At 67.6% G+C, this 23,192-nt stretch carries 20 protein-coding genes and 1 pseudogene; 13 read left to right on the forward strand and 8 right to left on the reverse strand.

Annotation, left to right across the window (positions count from 1 at the left end; genetic code table 11):
• Positions 1 to 57: 57 nt before the first annotated feature.
• Positions 58 to 414: a HesB/IscA family protein gene (locus tag MHEC_RS09930; RefSeq protein WP_048892462.1), complete on the forward strand. Its 357-nt coding sequence runs from the start codon at positions 58 to 60 to the stop codon at positions 412 to 414.
• Between the two features lie 12 nt (positions 415 to 426).
• Here MHEC_RS09930 and MHEC_RS09935 read toward each other — a convergent pair whose 3' ends face one another.
• The gene (locus MHEC_RS09935; protein ID WP_048892463.1) at positions 427 to 1,059 is read right to left on the reverse strand and encodes an Rv0361 family membrane protein; all 633 of its coding nucleotides are present in this window, start codon (positions 1,057 to 1,059) and stop codon (positions 427 to 429) included.
• 174 nt (positions 1,060 to 1,233) lie between these two features.
• Between MHEC_RS09935 and MHEC_RS09940 the strand changes: the two genes are divergently transcribed.
• Entirely contained in the window at positions 1,234 to 2,208 is a 975-nt protein-coding gene (locus MHEC_RS09940; RefSeq protein ID WP_048892464.1) for a carbohydrate kinase family protein, read from the forward strand.
• Positions 2,209 to 2,275: 67 nt separating this feature from the next.
• On the opposite strand, the gene asnB is transcribed toward MHEC_RS09940, so the two are convergent.
• Positions 2,276 to 4,198 (reverse strand): asparagine synthase (glutamine-hydrolyzing), encoded by a 1,923-nt coding sequence (asnB, locus tag MHEC_RS09945; RefSeq protein WP_048892477.1) that lies wholly within the window; start codon positions 4,196 to 4,198, stop codon positions 2,276 to 2,278.
• Positions 4,199 to 4,378: 180 nt separating this feature from the next.
• Here asnB and ctaC point away from each other — a divergent pair, with 180 nt between their 5' ends.
• The 5 genes from ctaC to MHEC_RS24705 all read left to right on the forward strand — a co-directional run bounded on the left by ctaC (position 4,379) and on the right by MHEC_RS24705 (position 9,439).
• Positions 4,379 to 5,455, forward strand: a complete 1,077-nt coding sequence (ctaC, locus tag MHEC_RS09950; protein ID WP_372507317.1) for an aa3-type cytochrome oxidase subunit II — start codon at positions 4,379 to 4,381, stop codon at positions 5,453 to 5,455.
• Between the two features lie 10 nt (positions 5,456 to 5,465).
• On the forward strand, positions 5,466 to 5,885 hold the full coding sequence (locus MHEC_RS09955) for a cytochrome c oxidase subunit 4 (RefSeq protein WP_048892466.1): 420 nt from the start codon (positions 5,466 to 5,468) through the stop codon (positions 5,883 to 5,885).
• A gap of 177 nt (positions 5,886 to 6,062) precedes the next feature.
• Complete coding sequence (locus MHEC_RS09960; RefSeq protein WP_201399499.1) at positions 6,063 to 6,950, forward strand: MmpS family transport accessory protein; 888 nt, start codon at positions 6,063 to 6,065, stop codon at positions 6,948 to 6,950.
• Entirely contained in the window at positions 6,950 to 7,579 is a 630-nt protein-coding gene (locus MHEC_RS09965; protein ID WP_048893918.1) for a DUF2561 family protein, read from the forward strand. Before MHEC_RS09960 ends, MHEC_RS09965 begins: the two co-directional genes overlap by 1 nt.
• A gap of 171 nt (positions 7,580 to 7,750) precedes the next feature.
• Positions 7,751 to 9,439, forward strand: a complete 1,689-nt coding sequence (locus MHEC_RS24705; RefSeq protein ID WP_099869062.1) for a transposase — start codon at positions 7,751 to 7,753, stop codon at positions 9,437 to 9,439.
• A 129-nt stretch (positions 9,440 to 9,568) separates the two neighbouring features.
• Here the strand turns inward: MHEC_RS24705 and qcrB are convergent, their stop codons facing one another.
• Genes qcrB through ctaE form a run of 4 tightly spaced genes read right to left on the reverse strand, consistent with a single transcriptional unit; the run spans position 9,569 to position 13,858 of the window.
• Positions 9,569 to 11,221, reverse strand: coding sequence for a cytochrome bc1 complex cytochrome b subunit (gene qcrB / locus MHEC_RS09975; RefSeq protein WP_048893456.1), 1,653 nt, complete (start codon positions 11,219 to 11,221; stop codon positions 9,569 to 9,571).
• Positions 11,218 to 12,411 carry a cytochrome bc1 complex Rieske iron-sulfur subunit gene (qcrA, locus tag MHEC_RS09980; RefSeq protein ID WP_048893468.1) on the reverse strand — a complete coding sequence of 398 codons (1,194 nt, stop codon included), beginning with the start codon at positions 12,409 to 12,411 and terminating at the stop codon, positions 11,218 to 11,220. The genes qcrB and qcrA overlap by 4 nt, the downstream gene beginning before the upstream one ends.
• Positions 12,408 to 13,250: a cytochrome bc1 complex diheme cytochrome c subunit gene (gene qcrC, locus MHEC_RS09985; RefSeq protein ID WP_071700639.1), complete on the reverse strand. Its 843-nt coding sequence runs from the start codon at positions 13,248 to 13,250 to the stop codon at positions 12,408 to 12,410. Before qcrC ends, qcrA begins: the two co-directional genes overlap by 4 nt.
• Positions 13,247 to 13,858, reverse strand: coding sequence for an aa3-type cytochrome oxidase subunit III (gene ctaE, locus MHEC_RS09990; RefSeq protein WP_003918753.1), 612 nt, complete (start codon positions 13,856 to 13,858; stop codon positions 13,247 to 13,249). The genes qcrC and ctaE overlap by 4 nt, the downstream gene beginning before the upstream one ends.
• Positions 13,859 to 13,970: 112 nt before the next feature.
• Here ctaE and trpD point away from each other — a divergent pair, with 112 nt between their 5' ends.
• On the forward strand, positions 13,971 to 15,053 hold the full coding sequence (gene trpD / locus MHEC_RS24145; protein ID WP_082170014.1) for an anthranilate phosphoribosyltransferase: 1,083 nt from the start codon (positions 13,971 to 13,973) through the stop codon (positions 15,051 to 15,053).
• Here trpD and MHEC_RS09995 read toward each other — a convergent pair.
• Positions 14,991 to 16,808 (reverse strand): annotated as a pseudogene (locus MHEC_RS09995) (DEDD exonuclease domain-containing protein); the annotation flags it as partial. The gene trpD and the pseudogene MHEC_RS09995 sit on opposite strands and share 63 nt — an antisense overlap.
• Positions 16,809 to 16,957: 149 nt before the next feature.
• Between MHEC_RS09995 and MHEC_RS10000 the strand changes: the two are divergent.
• From MHEC_RS10000 to pimB, 4 genes are all read left to right on the forward strand, one after another.
• A complete protein-coding gene (locus tag MHEC_RS10000; RefSeq protein WP_048893459.1) occupies positions 16,958 to 17,230 on the forward strand; it encodes a hypothetical protein in 273 nt (90 codons plus the stop codon).
• 147 nt (positions 17,231 to 17,377) lie between these two features.
• A complete protein-coding gene (gene ripC / locus MHEC_RS10005) occupies positions 17,378 to 18,478 on the forward strand; it encodes a peptidoglycan hydrolase RipC (protein WP_216360909.1) in 1,101 nt (366 codons plus the stop codon).
• 83 nt (positions 18,479 to 18,561) lie between these two features.
• A complete protein-coding gene (locus MHEC_RS10010) occupies positions 18,562 to 19,344 on the forward strand; it encodes a hypothetical protein (RefSeq protein ID WP_372507397.1) in 783 nt (260 codons plus the stop codon).
• 9 nt (positions 19,345 to 19,353) lie between these two features.
• A complete protein-coding gene (pimB, locus tag MHEC_RS10015) occupies positions 19,354 to 20,493 on the forward strand; it encodes a GDP-mannose-dependent alpha-(1-6)-phosphatidylinositol monomannoside mannosyltransferase (RefSeq protein WP_048893462.1) in 1,140 nt (379 codons plus the stop codon).
• 65 nt (positions 20,494 to 20,558) lie between these two features.
• Here the strand turns inward: pimB and MHEC_RS10020 are convergent, their stop codons facing one another.
• A complete protein-coding gene (locus tag MHEC_RS10020) occupies positions 20,559 to 22,358 on the reverse strand; it encodes an AMP-dependent synthetase/ligase (protein WP_048893470.1) in 1,800 nt (599 codons plus the stop codon).
• Positions 22,359 to 22,706: 348 nt separating this feature from the next.
• Here MHEC_RS10020 and MHEC_RS10030 point away from each other — a divergent pair, with 348 nt between their 5' ends.
• Complete coding sequence (locus MHEC_RS10030) at positions 22,707 to 23,096, forward strand: polyketide cyclase / dehydrase and lipid transport (protein ID WP_048893471.1); 390 nt, start codon at positions 22,707 to 22,709, stop codon at positions 23,094 to 23,096.
• Positions 23,097 to 23,192: the final 96 nt, after the last annotated feature.

Genomic DNA, 23,192 nt, shown 5'->3' on the forward strand with positions numbered 1-23,192 from the left:
CCCGCGGGCATCGGGCCCGAGCGGCCCCTCGAGCGATTAGGCATACAGGGAGAAGCAATGACTGTTCAGGGCGAGTCGAGCGCCAAGACCCACGGCGTGATCTTGACCGAGGCCGCCGCCGCCAAGGCGAAGTCACTGCTGGACCAGGAAGGACGCGACGACCTGGCGCTGCGCATCGCGGTCCAGCCGGGAGGCTGTGCAGGCCTGCGCTACAACCTGTTCTTCGACGACCGCACGCTCGACGGCGACCTGACCGCGGAATTCGGTGGGGTCACGTTGACCGTGGACCGGATGAGCGCTCCGTACCTGGAAGGCGCCTCGATCGACTTCGTCGACACCATCGAGAAGCAGGGCTTCACGATCGACAACCCCAACGCCACCGGCTCGTGCGCCTGCGGCGACTCGTTCAACTAAAGCCGTCGGCGCCTAATAGGTGCCCGCGGTCCGCAGCACGTACGAGCACACCAGCACCTGGCCGTGCTGGAACAACAACTGTGCCAAGCCTTGCACCTGCTCGCGCGGGGGTCCGCCGGTTGCGGGCCGCACGCGCATGGTAAACAGCACCTGGGCCTGGTAATTCGACCAGTACACGATCTTGTCGATCGATATGACCTGAGCCGACGAGAACTGCTTGCGGAACGCATCACTGCTGAGCTTGGCCAGAGCCTGGTCAGAGCGGCGGTCGCGCACCGCGTCGTAGATGCCGCACAGGGTGTTGCGGGCGATGGTCTCGATGTCACGGTTTTCCAGCGCGTCCAGATACCCCTGGATCGCGGTCTTGGCGGTCGCGTCGGACAACGTGCCGCTGGTGGCGGAGCGTTGCTCACGTGCCCCGTAGACGATCGCGGCCGTCATCGCGGCGATAAGTATCGACGCCACCGCCGCGCCGACGATCAGTCGCCGGCGGCCCCGCTTCGGGTACGGCACCGGCGGCGGCAACCCGCCCGGGTAGGCGGCCGACGGTCCGGCGTAGGCCGGCTGCGGGGGGATCGGCTGGCTCGGGTGGGGATCTGTGTGGGGCGGTCCGCCGGCACCGACGCCATGGTTCGGACCGGCCATCGATAGTTCTCCTACCGTCGTGACGAGGGCGGCGAGCGCCGCCCGCAGCTTTCGGGTTCCGGTGACCCCCGTTGGCAGGCTAGCGCACGCCCGGTCGCCGGCCGGGACCCACGGGCGGCGGCTAGCCTAAGTAAGCTTAGCTAGACGAGCTTACGAACGAAGGGTGGGGTTTTCGTGACGATCGCGGTGACCGGTTCGATTGCAACCGACCATTTGATGCGGTTTCCGGGCCGGTTTTCCGAGCAGCTGCTGGCCGAGCATCTCCAGAAAGTGTCGCTGAGCTTCCTGGTCGACGACCTGGTGATCCACCGGGGCGGGGTGGGCGGAAACATGGCCTATGCCATCGGTGTGCTCGGCGGCGACGTTGTGCTGATCGGTGCGGCCGGCGCCGACTTCGCCGATTACCGCGACTGGCTGCAGGCGCACGGCGTCAACTGCGACCACGTGCTGATCTCGCCGACGGCACACACCGCGCGGTTTGTCTGCACCACCGACCGTGAGATGGCCCAGATCGCGTCGTTCTACCCGGGGGCCATGTCGCAGGCACGCGAGATCTCGCTCGCCGACGTGGTGTCCGCGATCGGAACCCCGGAGCTGGTGATCATCGGCGCCAACGATCCCGAGGCGATGTTCTTGCACACCGAAGAGTGCCGCAAGCTCGGGCTGGCGTTTGCCGCCGACCCGTCCCAGCAGTTGGCCCGGCTGACCGGCGAGGAGATCCGCAGGCTGATCAACGGCGCCACCTACCTGTTCACCAACGACTACGAGTGGGACCTGTTGTTGTCCAAGACCGGCTGGTCGGAAGCCGACGTGATGGCGCAGGTGGGATTGCGGGTCACCACACTCGGCGCCAAGGGGGTGGACCTGGTCGACCCGGACGGCACCGTGATACATGTCGACGTGGTACCGGAAACCAGCCAGGTCGACCCCACCGGGGTGGGTGATGCGTTCCGGGCCGGTTTCCTCACCGGCCGAAGCGCCGGCCTGGGCCTGGAGCGTTCGGCCCAGTTGGGCTCGCTGGTCGCCGTGCTGGTGCTGGAGTCCACCGGCACGCAGGAGTGGGAGTGGGACCGCGAGGTCGCCGTGGCGCGGTTGGCCGATGCCTACGGCGATGCAGCGGCCAGGGAGATCGCCGCCGCGCTGACTTAGGTGGCGCGAGCAGACGCAGAATCGCACGTGGAAGGCCCGTGTAGTGCGATTCTGCGTCTGCTCGCGGTTAAAGCTGCACCGGGTAGTGCGGTTCTTGGATCTGCGGCACCAGTGTGTGCTCGACGAAGATCGCATGCCACAGCATGAAGATCAGCACCGTCCACAGCCGGCGACTGTGATCGCTTGTGCCGCAGCGGTGTTCGTCGAGCATGCGGCGCACGGCAGCGATGTCGATGAGCCGGCCGGCCTGCGACGAGTCCACCAGGTCGTACGCCCACTCCAGCAGCTCCCCGGCGCGCAGCCAGTGTCGGATCGGCACCGGGAAACCCAGCTTCGGCCGGTTGAGCACATGGGCCGGCACGATCGGCCGCAGCGCGCGCCGCAACGCGTATTTGGTGGTGGTGCGGGTGATCTTGGCCTCCACCGGCAAGCGAGAAGCCACCGCGAATACCTCAGGGTCCAAAAACGGCACCCGCAGCTCCAGGGAGTTGGCCATGGTCATCTTGTCGGCCTTGACCAAGATGTCGCCCCGCAGCCAGGTGAACAAATCGATGTGCTGCATGCGCGCCACCGGATCCCAGCCCACGGACTGCGCGTACACCGGCGCCGTCACGTCGGTGTGCGTCCACTCCGGGCGGAAACCGGGCAGCACGGCTTGCAGCTGCGCGTCGGAGAAGCTGCGGGCATTGCCGTAGTAGCGCTGCTCGAGCGTCAGCGATCCGCGGTGCAGCAGGCTCTTGCCCCGCATACCGTCCGGCAGCGGTTTGGACATCTTGCCCATCGAACGCCGCAGCCGTGCGGGCAGGTATTCGAAAGGCTTGAGCGACAACGGTTCCCGGTAAATCGTATAACCGCCGAATAGCTCGTCGGCGCCTTCGCCGGAGAGCACCACTTTGACGTGTTTGCGGGCCTCACGGGCGACGAAGAACAGCGGTACCAGCGCGGGGTCGGCGACCGGTTCGTCGAGGTACCAGACGATCTCGGGTAATGCGGCAACGAACTCGCCGGGACTGACCACCTTGGCGATGTGCCGCGCGCCGATCGCTTCGGCGGATGCCACCGCGACGTCGATCTCGGAGAAGCCCTCGCGCTCGAACCCGGTGGTAAAGGTGATCAGCCGCGGATTGTGGCGGATGGCCAGTGCGGCGATCGCCGTGGAATCGATGCCACCCGACAGGAACGCGCCGACGGTGACATCGGCGCGCATGTGCTTGGCGACCGAGTCCTCCAGGACCGCGGTGATCTCGTCGTAACGGGCCTGCTCGGTGTCGCGGGTAATGGGTTCGGCGGCAAACCGGGGCACGAAGTAGCGGACGATGTCCGGTTCGGGGTCGCCGGGACGGATGCGGGCATAACAGCCGGATTCCAGGCGGCGGATTCCGCGGGTCAGCGTCTCGGGCTCGGGCACATACTGCAGCACCGTGTAGTGCTGCACGGCCCGCCGGTCGATGCCGGTGTCGAACCCGATCAGCGACGCAAGCTCCAGCAGGCACTTCTTCTCGCTGGCCACCGCGACACCGCCGCTTCCGGCTGCGATGAACAGCGGTTTGATGCCGAAAGGATCACGGGCGCAAAACAATTCGCCGGCAGCTGTGTCCCACAGGGCAAATGCGAACATGCCCCGCAACCGGGCTAGCGCGTCGACGCCCCAGTAGTGGTAGGCGGCGATGATGGCCTCGCCGTCGCCGTCGGTGGCAAACACGGCGCCGTGGTTGGCGGCCAGTTCCGCGCGCAGCTCGAGGTAGTTGTAGATCTCGCCGTTGAACACCAGCACATACCGGTCCGGCATCCCCGGCGGGCCCCACCGCAGCGGCTGATGCGAATGTGCGATGTCGATGATGGACAGCCGGTTGAACCCGAACACAACGTTGCCGTCGGCCCAGGTGCCGGGCTCGTCGGGGCCGCGATGGCGCATCAGGTGCGACGCGTCGGCCACGGCGTCGGCGGCGTCGCGGGCCGCGGGACCCACGAATGCCAGCAGTCCACACACGGCGCCCCAGTATGCCCCACCGCGACAACCGTCGCCGTCGTACCTGGCCGACGCCGCCGATTGCACGGCCCGGGTAGCTCGGCTCGGTTTCGACGCGTGGTCTACGCTGCGTAGTATTCGACTGCTGCGGCGGGTCAGCCGAGCCGTGCTGGCCCAGCTTGTGACACAGGAGGCACGACCGTGACACCTTGCGGGCCCCGTCGTGTGCCGGGCATTGCCGGCTTTCGCTCGGCGCTGGCCCGCGGGCGTCGCCCGCTGGTGCTGACCGGCACGCTGAGCGTGCTGGCCGTGACCCTCAGCGGATGCAGCTGGTCAGAAGCGCTGGCCCTGGGCTGGCCGCGGGGCATCACTCCGGAAGCTGATGTCAACCGGCAACTCTGGATCGGCGCAGTGATCGCTTCGCTGGTTGTCGGTGTGATCGTGTGGGGCCTGATCTTTTGGAGCTCCGCCTTTCACCGAAAAAAGAAGACCGACACCGAACTGCCCCGCCAGTTCGGCTACAACCTGCCCCTTGAGCTGGTGCTGACCGTCATCCCGTTCCTGATCATCTCGGTGCTGTTCTATTTCACGGTGGTGGTGCAGGAGAAGATGATTCATCTTGCATCCGATCCGGAGGTCGTCGTCGACGTCACGTCGTTCCAGTGGAACTGGAAGTTCGGCTACCAGAAGGTGCGTTTCAAAGACGGCACGTATGTGTACGACGGCGCCGACCCGGCCCGCAAGCGGGCGATGGCGTCCAAGCCGGAAGGAAAAGACAAGCACGGCGAGGAGCTCGTCGGCCCGATCCGTGGGCTCAACACCGAAGACCGCACCTACCTCAACTTCGACAAGGTCGAGACGTTGGGCACCAGCACCGAGATCCCGGTGCTGGTGTTGCCGGCCGGCAAGCGCATCGAGTTCCAATTGGCTTCCGCCGATGTGGTACATGCGTTTTGGGTGCCGGAATTCTTGTTCAAGCGTGACGTGATGCCCAATCCTGCGGCCAACAATTCGGTGAACAGGTTCCAGGTCGCCGAGATCACGAAAACCGGCGCGTTTGTCGGCCGCTGCGCCGAGATGTGCGGTACCTACCACTCGATGATGAACTTTGAGGTGCGGGTGGTACACCCCAACGACTTCAAGTTCTACCTGGAAAAGCGCCGCGAAGGGAAGACGAACGCCGAGGCGCTGCTAGCGATCAACCAGCCGCCCACCGCGGTCACCACGCACCCGTTCGAGACCCGTCGCGGTGAGCTGGCACCACAAGCGAGTAAGTAGGACACAAGCGATGCACATCGAAGCCAGGCTGTTTGAGTTTGTCGCCGCGTTTTTCATCGCGACCGCGGTGCTCTACGGCGTGCTGACCCAGCTGTTCGCCACCGGTGGTGTCGAGTGGGCCGGCACCACCGCGCTGGCGCTCACCGGCGGCATGGCGTTGATCGTCGCCACTTTCTTTCGGTTCGTCGCTCGTCGGCTCGACACCCGTCCCGAGGACTACGAAGGAGCTGAGATCAGCGACGGGGCAGGCGAGTTGGGCTTCTTCAGCCCGCACAGCTGGTGGCCGGTGCTGGTCGCGTTGTCGGGCTCGGTGGCCGCGGTCGGCATCGCCCTGTGGTTGCCGTGGTTGATCGTTGCCGGGGTGGCGTTCGTGCTCAGCTCCGCGGCAGGACTGGTATTCGAGTACTATCTCGGCCCCGAGAAACACTGATTGGCGTGGCCGAAAGGTCACAATCAGGGCAGCAGCGCAACTGCGGCCGGTTCGCCATAGCCGTCCCGCCCAGCCGGGTTGGGTAGGGTTGCTGCCGAAGCACAATGGAAAATGTTTGAGCGCGCGCAGCTGCAGTGCCGCGCGCGTTGGTGATGTAGTCGAACAGGACAGGCAAGCATGAGTGGGCCGAATCCCCCTGGACCGGAATCTGACGAACTGGACCCCGGCCGCGCGCCCAGCGAGGAACTCGACGCCGACAGCGGGCGCGGCGCCGAGGACGGGGGACCGGAGGACGACTCCGAGCCGACCAGCGCGACCGAATTCTATTCGCAAGCGTACTCGGCGCCCGAGTCTGAGCACTTCTCCAGCGGCCCCTATGTGCCGGCCGACCTCGGGCTCTACGACTACGACAGCTATGACGAGTCGGCCGCGGAAGACCAGGGCCGCCCTCCCCGCTGGCCGTGGATAGTCGGTGTCGCCGCGATCGTGGCCGCGATCGCCCTGGTGGTCTCGGTGTCGCTGTTGTTCGCCCGCACTGGCACCACCAAGCTGGCCACTCCGAGCACGGCGCCGACGTCGACCCCGCCGATGCAGGACGAGATCATCGTCACCACCCCGCCGCCCGCACTGCCGCCCCCGCCGCCCAGGGAAACGGTGACGGTGACGACCACCGCGCCGCCCCCGCCCCCGCCACCGCCGCCGGCCGCCGAGGCGCCGCCGCCGCCGGCGACTTCGGCGCCGCCGGCCACGCCCACCGCCGCCCCGCCACCGGCCGCGACCACGACACCGGCCGGCCCGCGCCAGGTCACCTATTCCGTGACCGGCACCAAGGCGCCCTTCGACATCATCACCGTGACCTACGTCGACGCGTCCGGGCAGCGGCGCACTCAGCGCAATGTGTACATCCCGTGGACGCTGACCCTCACGCCGATCTCGCAGTCGGAGGTGGGCTCGGTGGAGGCGTCTAGCCTGCTTCGGCTCAGCAAGCTCAACTGCTCGATCACCACCAGCGACGGAACCGTGCTGTCGGCCAACAACAGCGACGCGCCGCAGACCAGTTGCTGATGGGCGTGGACAATCCCAGGGGCGGGCAGCGCTGGGGCACCGTCTCACCGGTCACCGTCGACCGCATTCTGCTCGGCGCGTGCGCTGCGGTGTGGTTGGCGGTGGTAGGCGTGAGCGTGGCCGCGGTGGTCGCGCTGGTCGACCTGGGCCGGGGTTTCCAGAGGACGGGCAGCCCGCACACACCGGGGGTGCTCTACGCCGTCATCATCGTCTCCGCGCTGGTGATCGTGGCGGCGATCCCGGTGTTGCTGCGGGCCCGTCGCACCGGCCGCGCCCAGCCGGCCAGGGGCCCGCGGGTTCGCGAGGCGGTCCGGCGCCCGGCCAGGCCGGGCTACGTCGCGCCGCGAACCATCGCCGACGAGGCGCGCACTGAGCGACTTACCGCGCTGGCCGCTGCCGGCATCTCGGGTGCGGAGGCGGACCGGATTTGGTTGCGCGGCACGCTCGCTCTGGCAGCCACGATGGGCGTGGCCCTGATCGCGGTCGCGGCGGCGACGTACCTGATGGCCATCGGCCGCTACGGCCCGTCCTGGACGGCCTATGGCATCGCGGGAATCGTCACGGCGACCATGCCGCTAATCTCCTGGCATCGTGTGCGGCGGCTGCGTCGCCTGCTCACCAGGGTGTGACGTCACCACTACCGCCCGCGGCATCGAACATTGCGCTGACCGCGTCGATCCGGCACCGGCGCGCCCACGCTGTCGCAGCGCCCGCATCGGGCTAGGGCGGTGCTGTTTTAGTCGCTGACTTTCGGCGTGCCTGAGCGGATTTCGCGTAGGTGGTCGACGAGGATCTGATGTGTGGCTTTGGGACGGGAGGATCGGCAGGGCCGGTTCGATGACGTGATGCTGCTGGTGGGTGATCAGCTGCCGGCGGGCAGTATTTACCGGCTGTTGGCCGAGCACGGCGGTGCACTGTTTGACGATGACTATTTCGCTGATCTGTTCAAGCGCTCGGCGCTGGGTCGACCGACGGTGCCGGCGCGGGTGATGGCCACAGTGATGCTGCTGCAGGCCTATGAGGGATTGTCGGATCGGGAGGCGTGTGACCGGTTGGCCTTTGATCTGCGCTGGAAAGCGGCCGCCGGGTTGACGGTGGACGCCGAGGCTTTTCATCCCACGGTGCTGGTCGGCATGCGCAACCGGCTACGCGCATCGGATCGGCCACGGCGGTTGTTCGAGGACGTGAACACCACCGCGCGAGCGGCGGGGTTGTTGCGGGGACGACGCCGGGTGCTGGATTCGACGCCGCTGTTGGATGCGGTGGCCACCCAGGACACGGTGATCCAGCTGCGGGCCGCGATCCGCAAACTGCTGACCGTGGCTGATCGGGCCGATCCGGAAGTGGCCGGTGCGGTGCGCACCGTGCTGACCCGCGACGATGACTACGCCAGCCTGGGCAAACCACCGTGTGACTGGGATGACCCCAAAGCGCGTGAAGCCTTGGTCGATGCGCTGGTGCGCGACGCCAACGCCGCACTGGAGGCCCTCGACGGCCGCAAGCTCGATGGGGCACTCAGTGAGGCGGTCGAGTTGTTGGCGCTGGTGGCCGGCCAAGACGTCGAAGCCGGCGACGACGGAATCTTCCGCATTGCCCGGCGAGTGGCCAAAGACCGGATGATCTCCACCGTCGATACCGAAGCCCGCCATGGGCATAAGTCGCGGGCGCGGACCTTCGATGGCTACAAGTCCCATCTGGGTATCGACCCCGACGACGAGCTGATCACCGGGGTGGCCATCACCGCGGCCAACGCCGCCGACCGTGAGGTCATCGATGAGCTGTTGGGCAACCCCGCCACCGACATCAGAAGTGCTGCACCCGCCACCGCCCCCGACACCGACAGCAGCACCGATGCCGCCACCGATGCCGATGCCGATGCCGATGAAACGATCACCGATCACGGCGAGCATGTGCACAACGAGTCGGAGCCGAACGTCTTTGAGGTGTATGGCGATTCGGCTTACGCCGATGGGGCCACCCTGGATGAGCAGACCGGGCGGGGTCATGACATGCGCGCCAAGGTGCCCCCGGTGCGCAACGCCAACGGCTATTCCAAAGACCGGTTCGGTATCGACCTGGCCGCCGGCACCGTGACCTGCCCGGCCGAGCACACCGTGGCGATCAGCACCGGGCGGCGTCAGCAGGTCGCTCGCTTCGGTGCGTTCTGTGGGTCCTGCCCACTGCAGGCGGAGTGCACCAAAGCCCGTCGCGGGCGGGTGATCACCATCCATGCCCATGAAGCCGCCCTGCAGCACGCCAAGGCCCGCCAACGCGATCCGGCCTGGCAGGCCGATTACCGAACGTATCGGCCGGTCGTGGAACGCAAGATCAGTCACTTCACCCGCCGCCCCTGGGGTGGTCGCAAGGCGCGGTGCCGCGGCCAAAAACGCATCCTGACCGACATCCTGGCCCGAGCAGGAGCGATCAACCTCGCCCGGTTGGCCACCTTGGGCTTGCACCCACACGCCGGGGGTTGGGCCATCGCCTGATCCGGGACCACCGGGCCACCCGGCCACACGGCTACCCCGATCAGATCAGCCAGCGAAAGCCATCACAGCCGTCGAAATCTCGATACCGCCAAATCCCCGCCCCACGGGGGTCACTACATCAGCGCCGTCCTAGTGCTGAGTGTCGCGTTCGCCGTTGCGGGAACCGTTGCCGCTGTTTTGGCGCTCCCGCAGCGCGGTGAGCGCTCGCTGCTCGGCGGCGTGGGCGGCCTCGCGCAGCGCCGCGTCCTCCGAGGGCGGGTCGGCGAACAAGAAGCTGCCTGACCCCGGCGACCCCGCCGACCCGAGTTTGTTCATCTTGTTGGGCACGGGCGCGCCCTGGTAGTCCAGCGGGATCGGGTGGCCGTGCTCGTCAACCGGACCCAGCGGCTGGTGCAACTCGATGTAGGCGCCGTGCGGCAACCGCTTGATGATGCCGGTTTCGATGCCGTGTTCGAGCACCGCCCGGTCACTGCGCTGCAGCCCGAGGCACCACCGATAGGTGACGAAGTAGACGATTGGTGGCAGCACGACCATGCCGATCCGGCCGATCCATGTCGTCGCGTTCAATGAGATGTGGAACTTCCACGCGATGATGTCGTTCATCGCGCTCAGCGTGAGCACCATGTAAAACGCTATCGCCATCGCGCCCACCGAGGTGCGCACCGGGACATCGCGGGGCCGCTGCAGCAGGTTGTGGTGGGCGTAGTCGCCGCTGAACCGCTTCTCCAGAAACGGGTAGATGATCAGCAGCACGAAAATCAGACCCATGATCAGTGCCACCCACACCGGGGCCGGGATGGTGTGGTGCCAGAAGTAGAACTCCCACGGTGGCCAGATACGGGCCAGGCCCTCGGTCCACATCATGTAGAAGTCGGGCTGTGAACCCGCCGACACCTGAGATGGCTTGTAGGGACCCAGGTTCCAGATCGGGTTGATCTGCAGCAGACCTCCCATCAAGCCGAGGACCGCGGTCACCAGCGCGAAAAATGCGCCCGACTTGACGGCGAACACCGGCATCACCCGCACGCCGACGACATTGTCTTCGGTGCGGCCGGGTCCCGGGAACTGGGTGTGCTTCTGAAACCACACCAGCGCCAGGTGCAGCGCGATCAGCGCGAGGATGATGCCCGGTATCAGCAGAATGTGCAGCGCGTAGAGCCGGGGGATGAGGATGGTGCCGGGGAAGTCGCCGCCCATCAGCGCCCAGTGCAACCAGGTGCCGATCACCGGCATCCCCAAGGTGATTGACGACAGGGCGGCGCGCAGCCCGATGCCGGAGAGCAGGTCGTCGGGCAGTGAGTAGCCGAAGTAACCCTCGAACATGGCCAGGATCAACAGCAGCGAGCCGATGATCCAGTTGGTCTCGCGGGGCCGGCGAAACGCGCCGGTGAAGAAGATGCGGGCCAGGTGCACCATGATCGCCGCGGCGAACATCAGCGCCGCCCAATGGTGGATCTGGCGGACGAACAGGCCGCCGCGCACTTCGAAGGAGATGTTGAGCGCCGATTCGTAGGCCCGCGACATCGCCACCCCGCGCAACGGTTGATAGACGCCGTTGTAGGTGACCTCCGTCATTGACGGGTCGAAGAACAGCGTCAGGTACACACCGGTGATCAGCAGCACGATGAAGGAATACAGCGCGATCTCGCCGAGCAGGAACGACCAGTGTGTCGGGAACACCTTGTTGAGCTGGCGGCGCAGCGCCGCCGACGGGTGATAACGCGTGTCGATGTCGTCGGCTTGGCGGGCAAGGATGCGGCCGATATCAAGTTTCGGGCTCATGTTGTGCGCTCCCAGAAGGCCGGTCCGACGGGTTCGATGAAGTCGCCGTTGGCGACGAAATACCCGTTGCTGTCGATGGTGATGGGCAGCTGCGCCAATGCGCGCGCAGCCGGGCCGAAGATGGGTTTGGCATATTCCAGCGCGTTGAACTGCGACTGGTGGCACGGGCACAGGATGCGATAGGACTGCTGCTCGTAAAGCGAAGAGGGGCAACCCAAATGCGAGCACACTTTGGTGAACGCGAAGAACTCGCCGAAGTTGAAGCTCTCCTGACCCTTGCGCTTGACGACCTTAGGCATGTCATTCGGCCGGATGCGGATGAGCATCACCGGATTGCGGACGCCCATCGTGATGGCCAAGAGCTTTTCGTGTGATTCCGGGGTTGTGCCATCGCCGTCGGATTCCCGCCACGGAAACACCGTTTCCATGCCGCCGGCGTCGATGTCTTCCGGACGCATCTTGACAAACGGCGGTCCGGCGTGGCGACCGGTTGCGCGGGCCAGGTAGATCGTTTCGCCCGGGTATCGGGGAGTCCAGCCCGACGTCCACAGCACCGCCTTTTTGCCCTGGGCGGTCTGCACCACCGGTTTCCACGGGTTTTTGACGAGGCCACCGAGAAAGGCCGCTAGCGTGCCCACGCCGAACGTGCCAAGCCCGACGCCCAGCGAGAGCCCAATCATCTTGCGGCGCCGCAGTGTTGAGCTTTCGAACGCGTCGGTCAGGTTGGCCGCCACGGTCTTGCGGTGGATTTCGGGGGAGCGGTTGTCGTGGCGCTCCTGAATGGAAATCTCTTCGGGGATGAATTTCTTCTGGAACAGCACCGCACCGACGGCGATCGACATGAGGGAAAGCCCGAACGTCAGACCGTAAAGCGGTGTGGTCAGCGAGTAGAGGAAGCTGCCGCTGGCTTCGGTTGGCTTGTACTCCCAGGGCCAAAACAAAAACACCAGCAGCAGCGCCATGCCGAAGAAACCTCCGGCCAGAAGCCACAGTGCCACTTGGCGTTCCGCGCGCTTTTCAGCTCTGGTGCCCTGAACCGGCCAGCGTGGTTGCTTGTAAACCGTTTCCACGCCGTCCAACCGGCCGCCCAGCGCGACGAGTTCTTCGCGCGACATCGCCGCCAGCGCCGCCTCGTCGGGCTCTTGGCGTCGGCTTGTGTCGGTGCGGGCCTGGTCTCCGATGTCGGTCATGATCGCGCCCCAATCCACAGTGCTACGCCGATGACGGCGACCATCCCGATGATCCACATCGCCATACCCTCGGGGGCAGGACCGAAGCCGCCGAGACCGTAGCCGCCGGGCTGGCGTTCTTCGGTGACGGTCTTGACGTAAGCAATGATGTCTTTCTTGGCGTCGGGCGACAGCTGACGGTCGGAGAACTTCGGCATGTTCTGCGGCCCGGACAGCATCGCGGCAAGGATCTGCTGCTCGTTGGCCGGCCCCAGGTCGGGCGCGTATTTACCCGACGACAGCGCCCCGCCCTTGCCGGTGAAGTTGTGGCACGACGCGCAGTTCAGCCGGAACAGGTCACCACCGCGGCCTAAATCCTTGCCGCGCAATGATTCTTGGGCGAGGCTGCCGTCTGGCTCGCGTACCAGGGTGGGGCCGCCGCCATTGGCTTGCACGTAGGCGCCCAGCGCTTCGATCTGCGCTTCGTCGAAGATCGGGTCTTTGCGAGGCGCCTGGGCTTCACCGCGCACCGCGGGCATCCGGCCGGTGGAGACCTGGAAGTACACGGCTGCCTCACCGACGCCGATCAAGCTGGGTCCGCGACCGGGCACACCCTGCAGGTTGGCACCGTGGCAGGTCACACAGGACGTGTCGAACAGCTGCTTGCCGGTGCGCAACAGCGCCGACGAGGACTCGTCGGCGACAGCCACCTGAGGTTTGGGTGTCAAAACCGCGGCCAGCCCGCCGGCCAGCGTCAGCGCGGCCGCCAGCAGCAGCCCGCCTGACAAGCGGCGGCGAAGACGTCGCCGTGAGCGGTTCGTTTTCAACCGAGCACTCCTGTCCGTCGGGCGCCTGCTCATCGGATGAAGTAGATCGTGGTGAACAGCGCGATCCACACGATGTCGACGAAATGCCAGTAGTAGGAGACGACGATCCCGGCGGTGGCCTGCGCCGGCGTGAACTTGCTCATCGCGGTGCGGGCGAGCAGGAAGATGAAGGCGATCAACCCGCCGATCACGTGCAATCCGTGGAAGCCGGTGGCCAGGTAGAACACGCTGCCGTAGGCGCTGCCGGGAATGGTGGTGCCGTGACTGCTCAGGTGGTAGTACTCGTAGCCCTGGCCGAGCACGAAGAACAGACCCATCAGGAACGTGACCACATACCAGCGGCGCAGGCCGAACACGTCGCCGCGCTCGGCGGCGAACACGCCCATCTGGCAGGTGAACGACGACGCGATCAGCACCAGCGTGACCGGCACCGCCTGATAAAGATTCAGGTGGGTGGGGTGAGGCGGCCAGTTGCCGCCGGCCTGGGCTCGTGCGGTGAAATACATCGCGAACAGCCCGGCAAAGAACATCAGCTCGCTGGACAGCCAGACTATGGTGCCGACGCTGACCATGTTGGGCCGGTTCAGCGAATGCACACGCGAGGTGATCGCAGTACCCGAGGTCCCCACAGCGCTGGTCACATCCGCAAGTATGACGCTTTGTAGTTGACGATCTCCACCCGGGGGCGGCATTTGACGAGCCGGGTCGCGCCGGCCCTTCGGCGACACCCGCCATTCGTGGGACGATCAGCGCGTGGCCGTGACAGATCGACCGTTGCCGTCGGATGAGGCGGGCGGTTCGTCATGGCCGCAGGTGCTGGGACGGTTGACCGCAGGACGTGAGCTCGCCCGAGGCCAGGCCGCCTGGGCGATGGACCAGATCATGACCGGCGCTGCGACCCCCGCGCAGATCGCGGCTTTCGGGGTGGCGATGACGATGAAGGTGCCGACGCCCGCCGAGGTGGGCGAGCTGGCCGACGTCATGCTGCGCCACGCGCGCCGGCTGCCGGCCAGCGTCGGCGTCAACGCCGTCGACGTGGTCGGCACCGGCGGTGACGGGGTCAGCACCGTCAACCTGTCGACGATGGCGGCGATCGTGGTGGCGGCCGCCGGGGTGCCGGTGGTCAAACACGGCAACCGGGCGGCGTCGTCGCTGGCCGGCGGCGCCGACACACTGGAGGCGCTCGGGGTGCGCATCGATCTGGGTCCCGACGAGGTGGCGCGCAGTGTCGCCGACGTCGGCATCGGGTTCTGCTTCGCGCCGACGTTTCACCCGTCGTACCGGCACGCCTCGGCGGTCAGACGGGAGGTCGCGGTGCCCACAGTGTTCAATTTGCTTGGGCCGCTGACGAATCCGGGTCAGCCGCGGGCGGGGCTGATCGGTTGTGCGTTCGCCGACCTGGCCGAGGTGATGGCGACGGTGTTCGCCGCACGCCGCTGCAGCGTGTTGGTGGTCCACGGCGACGACGGGCTTGACGAGTTGACCACCACGACGACCAGCACGATCTGGCGGGTGCAGGCCGGCAGTGTGGACACGTTGACGTTCGACCCGGCGGGCTTCGGGTTCGCCCGCGCCGAATTGCGGGACTTGCTGGGCGGCGACGCGGCGGCGAATGCGGCCGAGGCGCGCGCGGTGCTGGCCGGGGCCAAGGGCCCGGTGCGCGACGCCGTGGTGCTCAACGCCGCCGGCGCGATCGTCGCCCACGCCGGGCTATCCAGCCGCGCCGAATGGCTGCCGGCGTGGGAGGACGGCCTGGCCCGCGCCACCGCCGCGATCGACAGCGGGGCGGCCGAACAGCTGCTCGCGCGGTGGGTGCGGTTCAGTCAAACCGTTTGATTCCCAACAGGTTACGGCCTGCTCGGCGGCCGCCCGCGCTGAGCGGGCGGCCGCCGCCCACGCCGCCCACGGTCCGGCCGATCGCAGCGGCGAGGCCCAGCCCGCCGCGTCGTCGGCGCCGTGGCAGGACACGACGCGCACGCCCGGTGTCGCCAGCCAGCGCGCGATGAGCGCGGTCTCCTCGACCAGCGCGCCGCCCAGCGGTGCAGCCGCCGGCACGATCGCCTGGGCGCCGGTCCGGATGGCGTCGATGACCGGCATCGGTGGCACACCGCGGGCAGCGCAGCCCGCCGCGGCGAGTCGGCCATAGCGGATCACCGCGAGCTGCCAGCCGCCGCGCCCGTCGGGCGCGGCGGCCACCAGCTCCGGCAGCGCGGCCAGCGCCCGCAGGCGCTGGCCGCGCCACAACGCCTCGATCGCGGTGGCGGTGCGGTCGCGCAGCCTGGCGGCGCTTTCGTAGCGGCGCCGCTCGGCCAGCGCGGCGATCTGTTCGACCGCTGCGGCCAGCGCGCTGTTGTCCGAGCCGTCGATCAGGTCGGCGGCGCGGCGGGCCGCCGGGGCGTACTGCTCGACGGTGATGTCGCGGCCGGCCGGGCACGGCGACACCTCGCGCCGCGGGCAGGCCGGTCCGTGCCGCGCGGAGCGTGCAAGTCGGCGGGTGCAGGTGCGTATCCCGGTGAACCGTGCCAGCAGGGCAGCGGTGTCGACGGCGTCGGCGCGGGACCGAAACGGGCCCACCGCGCGGTCGTGCCGGGGGGCTCGCAGCACCGACAGCCGCGGGAACGCCTCGTCGGTGAGCACGACCCACCACCAGCGGTGCGGGAACCGTGAGCGGCGGTTGTACGGCGGGGCATGCGCGGCCAGCAACCGCAGCTCACGCACGCCGGCTTCCAGCGCGTGCGCGCACTCGACATGGTCGACGCTGTTGGCCAGCGCGACCAGCTCACGGGTCCGGGCGCGCCGGTCAGCGCCGTTGAAGTACTGAACCACCCTGCGGCGCAAGTCGATTGCCGTGCCAACGTAGAGCACCTCACCGGAAGGCGCGCGAAACAGGTATACCCCGGGCCGGTGCGGCAAATGCTCGGCGAGAGTGCGTTTGGCACGCTGAGCCGGGGTGACGCCGGGCAGATACGCGCGCAGTTCGGCATAGGTGTGCACACCCTGGTTGCCGACCCGCTCGATCAGCGCGTGCAGCACCTCGACGGTGGCCCGGGCGTCGGCGAGGGCGCGGTGCGTGGGCTGGTTGGCGACGGCGAACAGCCGGGCCAGCGCGGCAAGCTGCACGCTGGGCGCTTCCTCGCGGGTGAGCACCCGGCGCGCCAGCCGCACCGTGCACAGCACCGGCGGTCGGGGCCAGGGGATGTGCAGGCGCTCGGCGGCGGCGCGCAGGAACGCGACGTCGAACCGGGCATTGTGGGCCACCAGCACCGCGTCGCGGGCAAAGTCGAAAAACATCGGCAGCACCGCGCCGATCGTGGGCGCGTCGCACACCATCGCCGTGGTGATACCGGTGAGCCGCACGATCTGTGGCGGGATGTCACGCTGCGGGTCGACCAGCGTGGCGAACTCGCCCAGCACCGCGCCGCCGCGGACCTTGACCGCCCCGATCTCGGTGATGGCGTCCGGCGCTGCCCCCGCGGCGCCCTTCGCGCGTCCCCCCGTGGTCTCCAGGTCGACCACGACGAACGTGGTCTCGCGCAACGGCACCTCGGCGGCCGGATCCAGCTCGGCGAAGCTCAGCTGCGTCGCACCCACGGCTGTGAACGTTAAGCACCGCCACCGACGGTTACCGGTTCCCGCGCCGTCGCCGCCCTCACCTCGGTCGGTGCATCACCGCGAAATGTCGGTGCCCGCGTTTAGCGTTCAGACAGCCCCGGCGCACAGAATCGAGAGGACCCACGTTCATGGCGCAAACCAGCAGAATCAGCCACATCACCAGCGCGCCACCGGAACAAACCGGACCGGTGGTCATCGACTGCGACGCGTGCGCGGTGCGCGGCCGCGGATGCCGCGACTGCGTCGTCAGCGTGTTGCTGGGCGTGCCGGAAACGCTGCTCGCCGACGAGCGCGCCGCGTTGGAGGTGCTCGCCGACGCCGGTCTGGCACCCAGGCTGCGGTTGGTGCCGGTTCGGCGCAACTTCGAGGAACGCCGCGACGACCGCCCGAAATCTTGCTGATTTCTTAATATTCCATTGTTGGCTGATGCCTATACCATTTCGTAACCTGTCTGAGACCTAAAGCAGACTCGACGTTCTCGTCGACGGGTTAAAGGATGCGAAATCTTGGGGTCGGGGCTCGACGGTAGACGCTGGGGTAGATGCGGTATCAAGCGTTCCGCCGTCGGCGTGATAGCCGGCCTCGTCGCCCTCTCCGCTGCTCTCTCGGCTAATGTGCTCGCTGACCCTGCAGATGACGCGCTGGCAAAGCTGAATGAACTGTCCCGTCAGGCCGAGCAGACGACCGAGGCCATGCACAGTGCCCAGCTCGACCTGAATGAAAAGCTGGCTGCGCAGCGCGCCGCCGAGAAAAAGCACGCCGACGCCCAGGCCGACCTGGAAGCCGCGAAGGCTCGACTGGCAACCTTTCAGGCGTCTGTCAATAAGTTTGCTGCCGCGATGTATATGGGTGGTCGCACCGACGGCATGGCGGCCATCCTGACAGCCGAGTCGCCGCAGCAGCTGATCAGCAAGCTGGCCGTGCAGCGGGTGATATCGACCGAGTTGGCGACCCAGATGGCGAGCTATCGGGCGGCCGGAGAGGCCGCCGCTAAGGCCGAGCAGGCGTCGGCCGAATCGGCGGCCGCCGCCAAGACCGCCGCGGAGCAGGCCGCCGCGGTGCGGGCCAGTCTGCAAGCCAAGCAGAGCCGGCTGCAGCTGCAGATCGCCGTCGTCAAGTCGCAGTACCAGTCGCTGACCCCGGGGCAGCGCGCGGCCCTGGCCGATCCGGGGCCGGCCCCGCCGCCGACGGCGTTGGCCGCCGCTGCCGCACCGCAGGCCTTGGCTCCGGGTGGTTCGCCGGCCGACGGGGTGGCCGGCGCCGGCGCGCCCGACGCCTTACCGCCGGGTGGTGCCGCCGGGGGCGCAGCGGCGATCGCGGTGCAGGCGGCCCTCACCCAGGTTGGACAGCCCTACGCGTGGGGTGGCGCCGCGCCCGGCGGTTTCGACTGCTCCGGCTTGGTGATGTGGGCGTTCCAGCAGGCCGGTATCCCGCTGCCGCACTCCAGTCAGGCGCTGGCGCACGGCGGGCAACCGGTCGCGCTGTCCGACCTGCAGCCCGGTGACGTGCTGACCTTCTACTCTGACGCATCCCATGCCGGCATCTACATCGGCGACGGCCTGATGGTTCATTCCTCGACCTATGGTCAGCCGGTGCGGGTGGTCCCGATGACCTCCTCCGGCCCCATCTACAACGCGCGCCGCTACTGAGAATCCTGAGCGTCCTGGCCCGGTCGTGGCGCCGCCGCTGGCTCCCGGCACTACTGGCCGGCGCAGTTGTCGTCGAACTGACCTTGGCCGCCGCGGTGTTGGCCGCTCCGCGGAACCAACCTGCGCCCCCCGCGGTCGCGGACACCGCTAAGACGCTTGTCGTCGCCGGCGACCGCACGGTGCGACTGGTCAGCCTTGGCGGTTCGAACACCGACCGGCTGCTGCGTCGGGTCGAGGCCTTTATCGGCGCGGCCGTCGAAGCGGTGCAGGCGTTTTGGGGAGCGCAGTGGACGCGTGACATCACCGTTGTGGCAACCGGTTCGGAGCAACAGTTTGTCGCCGCAGCTGGCGGCGGAACGGCATCGCAATGGGCTGATATCGCAGCGGTCACCGTCGCCGACCACGTCGACCCCGATCACCGGCTCGCCGTCGGCCAGCGAATCGTGTTCGCGCCGGGCGCCGCCGCGATGAGCGACGAGGCATTGCGAATCGTATTGTGCCACGAGCTTTTCCACTACGCGACGCGCGCCGACACCGCGCTTGACGCGCCGCGCTGGCTCACCGAGGGTGCGGCCGACTTCGTCGCGCGGCCACCCACGTCGGTGGTGGGGGCTGCGGCACTGGCCACGACGCTGCCATCGGATGCCGACCTCGACGTGCCCGGGCCACAGCGCTCGCTGGCCTATGACAAGGCGTGGTGGTTCACCCGCTTCGTGGCCGACGCCTACGGGACGGCGACACTGCGTCGCCTCTACGTCGCTGCCTGCGGCGCAGGACATGCCGACGCCGTCGCCGCGATGCGCGCGGTGCTGCGCGGTGACTCCGCTGACGTGCTTTCGCGCTGGCAGCGCTGGCTCACCGGCTAGCCTTTCCCGGTGGCCCGGGTCCTGCTGGTGACCAACGACTTTCCGCCGCGGCGCGGCGGCATTCAGTCCTATCTGGAAGAACTCGTGCGCAGGATCACCGCCGCCGGGTCGCATGCGATGACGGTGTATGCGCCGCAATGGAAGGGCGCCGACGCCTTCGACGACCGGGTGACCGGATATCGGGTGGTGCGTCATCCGGGCACGCTGATGCTGCCCGGTCCGGCCGTCGACACCCGCATGCGCCGGCTGATCGCCGAGCACGACATCGACACCGTCTGGTTCGGCGCGGCGGCGCCGCTGGCGCTGCTGGCGGATCGGGCCCGGCAGGCCGGAGCGACGCGGGTGCTGGCCAGCACGCACGGGCACGAGGTGGGCTGGTCAATGCTACCGGTGGCCCGGTCAGTGCTGCGTCGCATCGGCGACAGCACCGACGTCATCACCTTTGTCAGCCGCTACACGCGCGCCCGGATCGCCTCGGCATTCGGGCCCGCCGCCGCGCTGGAATACCTCCCGCCCGGGGTGGACACCGACCGGTTCCGGCCCGACCCGGCCAGCCGCGCCAGCCTGCGGGCCCGCTACGGCCTGCGCCATCGACCCACGGTGGTATGCCTGTCGCGGCTGGTCCCCCGCAAGGGTCAGGACGTGCTGATCCGCGCACTGCCGTCGATCCGCCGGCAGGTCGCGGGCGCGGCGCTGGTTATCGTCGGCGGCGGTCCCTACCTGCCCGCGCTGCGACGGCTGGCCCAGCGCAACCGGGTGGCCGACCACGTAATCTTCACCGGCGCAGTATCGGGAGCCGAGCTCCCTGCGCATCATGCGATGGCAGACGTCTTCGCTATGCCATGCCGGACCCGCGGCGCCGGGCTGGACGTCGAGGGGCTGGGCATCGTGTTCCTGGAAGCGTCCGCGACCGGGGTGCCGGTGGTTGCCGGCTGCTCGGGCGGGGCGCCAGAAACCGTGCAGCACAACATAACTGGGCTTATTGTTGACGGCCGCTCGGTGGATCAGGTTGCCGATGCCGTGGGTGGGCTACTGGCCGATCCCGGTCGGGCCGCCATGATGGGCGCTGCTGGGCGGGACTGGGCGACGGCGAACTGGCGGTGGGACACGCTAGCCGCCCGCATGGCCGCGCTGTTGGCGGCTAAGTGATGCCGAGCAGACGCAAAAGCCTCTGGAGACCGCTCGTTTTGGGTGCCTTGGCGTCTTCTCGCGGTTCAGGTGGCGTAGATGGCCTCGATGTCGGAGGCAAACTTCTCCGTCACCACCTTGCGCTTGACCTTCATCGTCGGGGTCAGCTCACCGGTGTCCTCGGTGAAGTCGACCGGCAGAATCCGGAACTTGCGGATCGACTCGGCATGCGAGACGGCCAAATTGGCGTGTTTGACTGCCGCGTCCACCTCGGCGACCAAGTCGGGATCGGTGGCCAGGTCACCCACCGACATGTCGGCGGCCTTGCTGTTGCGCTGTTTCCAGCCCTCGAACGCCTCGGGGTCGATGGTGATCAGCGCGCCGACGAACGGGCGGGCGTCGCCGACGACCATCGCCTGGCTGATCAACGGATGAGCGCGCAGCTGGTCCTCCAGTATCGCGGGCGCGACGTTCTTACCGCCCGCGGTGACGATGATCTCCTTCTTGCGGCCGGTGATGGTCAAAAAGCCGTCTTCGTCGACGGCGCCGAGGTCGCCGGTTTTGAACCAGCCGTCGGTGAACGCCTCTGCGGTGGCTTGCTCGTTGTGCCAGTAGCCGCTGAACACGACGCCGCCGCGAACCAGCAGCTCATTGTCGTCGGCGATGCGCATGCTGTTGCCGGGCAACAGTTTTCCGACGGTACCGATCTTCAAGTCGCCCACCCGGTTAACGGTGATGGCCGCACTGGTTTCGGTCAGTCCATAGCCTTCGTAGACCGTGAGGCCGACGCCACGGTAGAAGTGGCCCAGCCGGGCGCCCAGCGGGGCGCCGCCCGAGATGGATGCGCGGCACTCGCCGCCCAGCGCGGCACGCAGCTTGCGATAGACCAGCCGATCGAAGACGGCGTGCTTGGCGCGCAGCAGCAGACCCGCTCCGCCGCGGTCCTGCGCCTTACTCCAGTCGACGGCAGTCTGAGCGGCGACGTCGAAGATCCGTCCCTTGCCTTCGTTGGCGGCGTTTTGTGCAGCGGTGTTGTACACCTTCTCGAAGACCCGCGGCACAGACACCACGATGGTCGGTTTGAACACCCCGAACATCGGCACGAGATTTTTGATGTCGCTGGTAAAACCGACCGTGACCTTATTGACGAACGCGGCCATGGTGATGGCGCGGGCGAGTACGTGAGCCAGCGGCAAGAAGACGAGCAGCCGCTCGCCCTTGGTCAACAGCGTGGGCAGCACCTCTTTGGCACCGCGAATCTCATACACCAGGTTGGCATGGGTGAGTTGACAACCCTTGGGCCGGCCGGTCGTTCCTGAGGTATAGATCAGCGTCGCCGGGTCGGCGCTGCGCAACGCCTCGACCCGACTCGAGACTTCGCCGGGGTCGACCGACGTGCCTTCCTCCGCGAGTTGGTCAAGCGCCTTGCGGCCGGAGCCGTCGATGTGCAACACCCGCCGCAATGCGGGCAACTGTCCGGTGAGCTCGGTGACCATCGCTGCGTGTGCGTCGGTTTCTGCGAAGGCGAGCACTGCCGCGGAGTCCTGCAGCACCCAGCGGACCTGCTCGGCCGACGACGTCTCGTAGATCGGAACCGTAACCGCTCCGATCGACAAGATCGCGAAATCGAGGACCGCCCACTCGTAGCGGGTGGCCGAAAAGATGGCGACCCGGTCGCCGGGCTGCACGCCTAATGCTATCAAACCACATGCAGCAGAACGGATTTGAGTCGCGACAGCGGAACAGGTAACATCTGTCCAGGCACCGCCGATGAGCCGCTGGAAGATCACGTAATCGGGGTCGTCACGCTCGTGTTCAAAGATTGACGCCACGATGCTGTCGTGTTCGCCGACGGTAAACGGGGCGGGAACACTAAACTCACGCACTCTTTTGACCTCGCTTTGACCTCGCATGACGTATCCGGGATCACCGGTTCGATGCCGCCCAGCCTAGTGGCGATCGCAAGCGCGGCGGAGCCGGGCGCGGCGGGTCGCCACCATCAGAGCCGGGGCGATCGCAAGCGCGGCGGAGCCGGGCGCGGCGGGTCGCCACCATCAGAGCCGGGGCGATCGCAAGCGCGGCGGAGCCGGGCGCGGCGGGTCGCCACCATCAGAGCCGGGGCGATCGCAAGCGCGGCGGAGCCGGGCGCGGCGGGTCGCCACATTGCATATCCGCCTGCGACGAGGCGGGCCGGGGACTGGTGGGTGTCGGCGTCGCTGTGTGAAGCTGGAACGGTGCACAGCATCCAGGTCGCCGACGAGACGTTCGTAGCGGCCGACGCCGCGCGGGTCGGGCGTACGATCGCCGATCCGGCCAGCTGGCGGCGATGGTGGCCTGATTTGCGTCTGGAGGTCGTTGAGGATCGTGGCGACAAAGGAATCAGATGGGCAGTGACCGGTGCGCTCACCGGCACGATGGAGATTTGGCTGGAGCCGTCGCTGGACGGGGTGCTGTTGCACTATTTCCTGCACGCTGAGCCCTCGGGTGTCTCCGCCTGGCAATTGGCGCGGATGAATCTGGCCCGTATGACCCACCGCCGGCGGGTCGCCGGCAAGAAGATGGCCTTTGAAGTAAAGGCCGCAGTAGAGCGGTCTCGGCCCATCGGGGTTTCTCCGGTGGCTTAGCCCGGCCGTGGTCGCGGGAGTACCGTTTCTGCCGAAGGGGCAGAAGGTCTCCCGCCGGGAGGCTGTAGGTGAGGCCCCGCCTGCTTACGGGAGAAG

The sequence above is a fragment of the Mycobacterium heckeshornense genome (assembly GCF_016592155.1).
Classification (GTDB): domain Bacteria; phylum Actinomycetota; class Actinomycetes; order Mycobacteriales; family Mycobacteriaceae; genus Mycobacterium; species Mycobacterium heckeshornense.

Bases quoted from the DNA above. Each gene is read 5' to 3' on its own strand.
- MHEC_RS09930 (WP_048892462.1), top strand. From the start codon at position 58: ATGACTGTTCAGGGCGAGTCGAGCGCCAAGACCCACGGCGTGATCTTG.
- MHEC_RS09935 (WP_048892463.1), bottom strand. From the start codon at position 1,059: ATGGCCGGTCCGAACCATGGCGTCGGTGCCGGCGGACCGCCCCACACA.
- MHEC_RS09955 (WP_048892466.1), top strand. From the start codon at position 5,466: ATGCACATCGAAGCCAGGCTGTTTGAGTTTGTCGCCGCGTTTTTCATC.
- MHEC_RS09960 (WP_201399499.1), top strand. From the start codon at position 6,063: ATGAGTGGGCCGAATCCCCCTGGACCGGAATCTGACGAACTGGACCCC.
- MHEC_RS09965 (WP_048893918.1), top strand. From the start codon at position 6,950: ATGGGCGTGGACAATCCCAGGGGCGGGCAGCGCTGGGGCACCGTCTCA.
- qcrB (WP_048893456.1), bottom strand. From the start codon at position 11,221: ATGAGCCCGAAACTTGATATCGGCCGCATCCTTGCCCGCCAAGCCGAC.
- qcrA (WP_048893468.1), bottom strand. From the start codon at position 12,411: ATGACCGACATCGGAGACCAGGCCCGCACCGACACAAGCCGACGCCAA.
- qcrC (WP_071700639.1), bottom strand. From the start codon at position 13,250: ATGAGCAGGCGCCCGACGGACAGGAGTGCTCGGTTGAAAACGAACCGC.
- MHEC_RS10000 (WP_048893459.1), top strand. From the start codon at position 16,958: ATGGCGCAAACCAGCAGAATCAGCCACATCACCAGCGCGCCACCGGAA.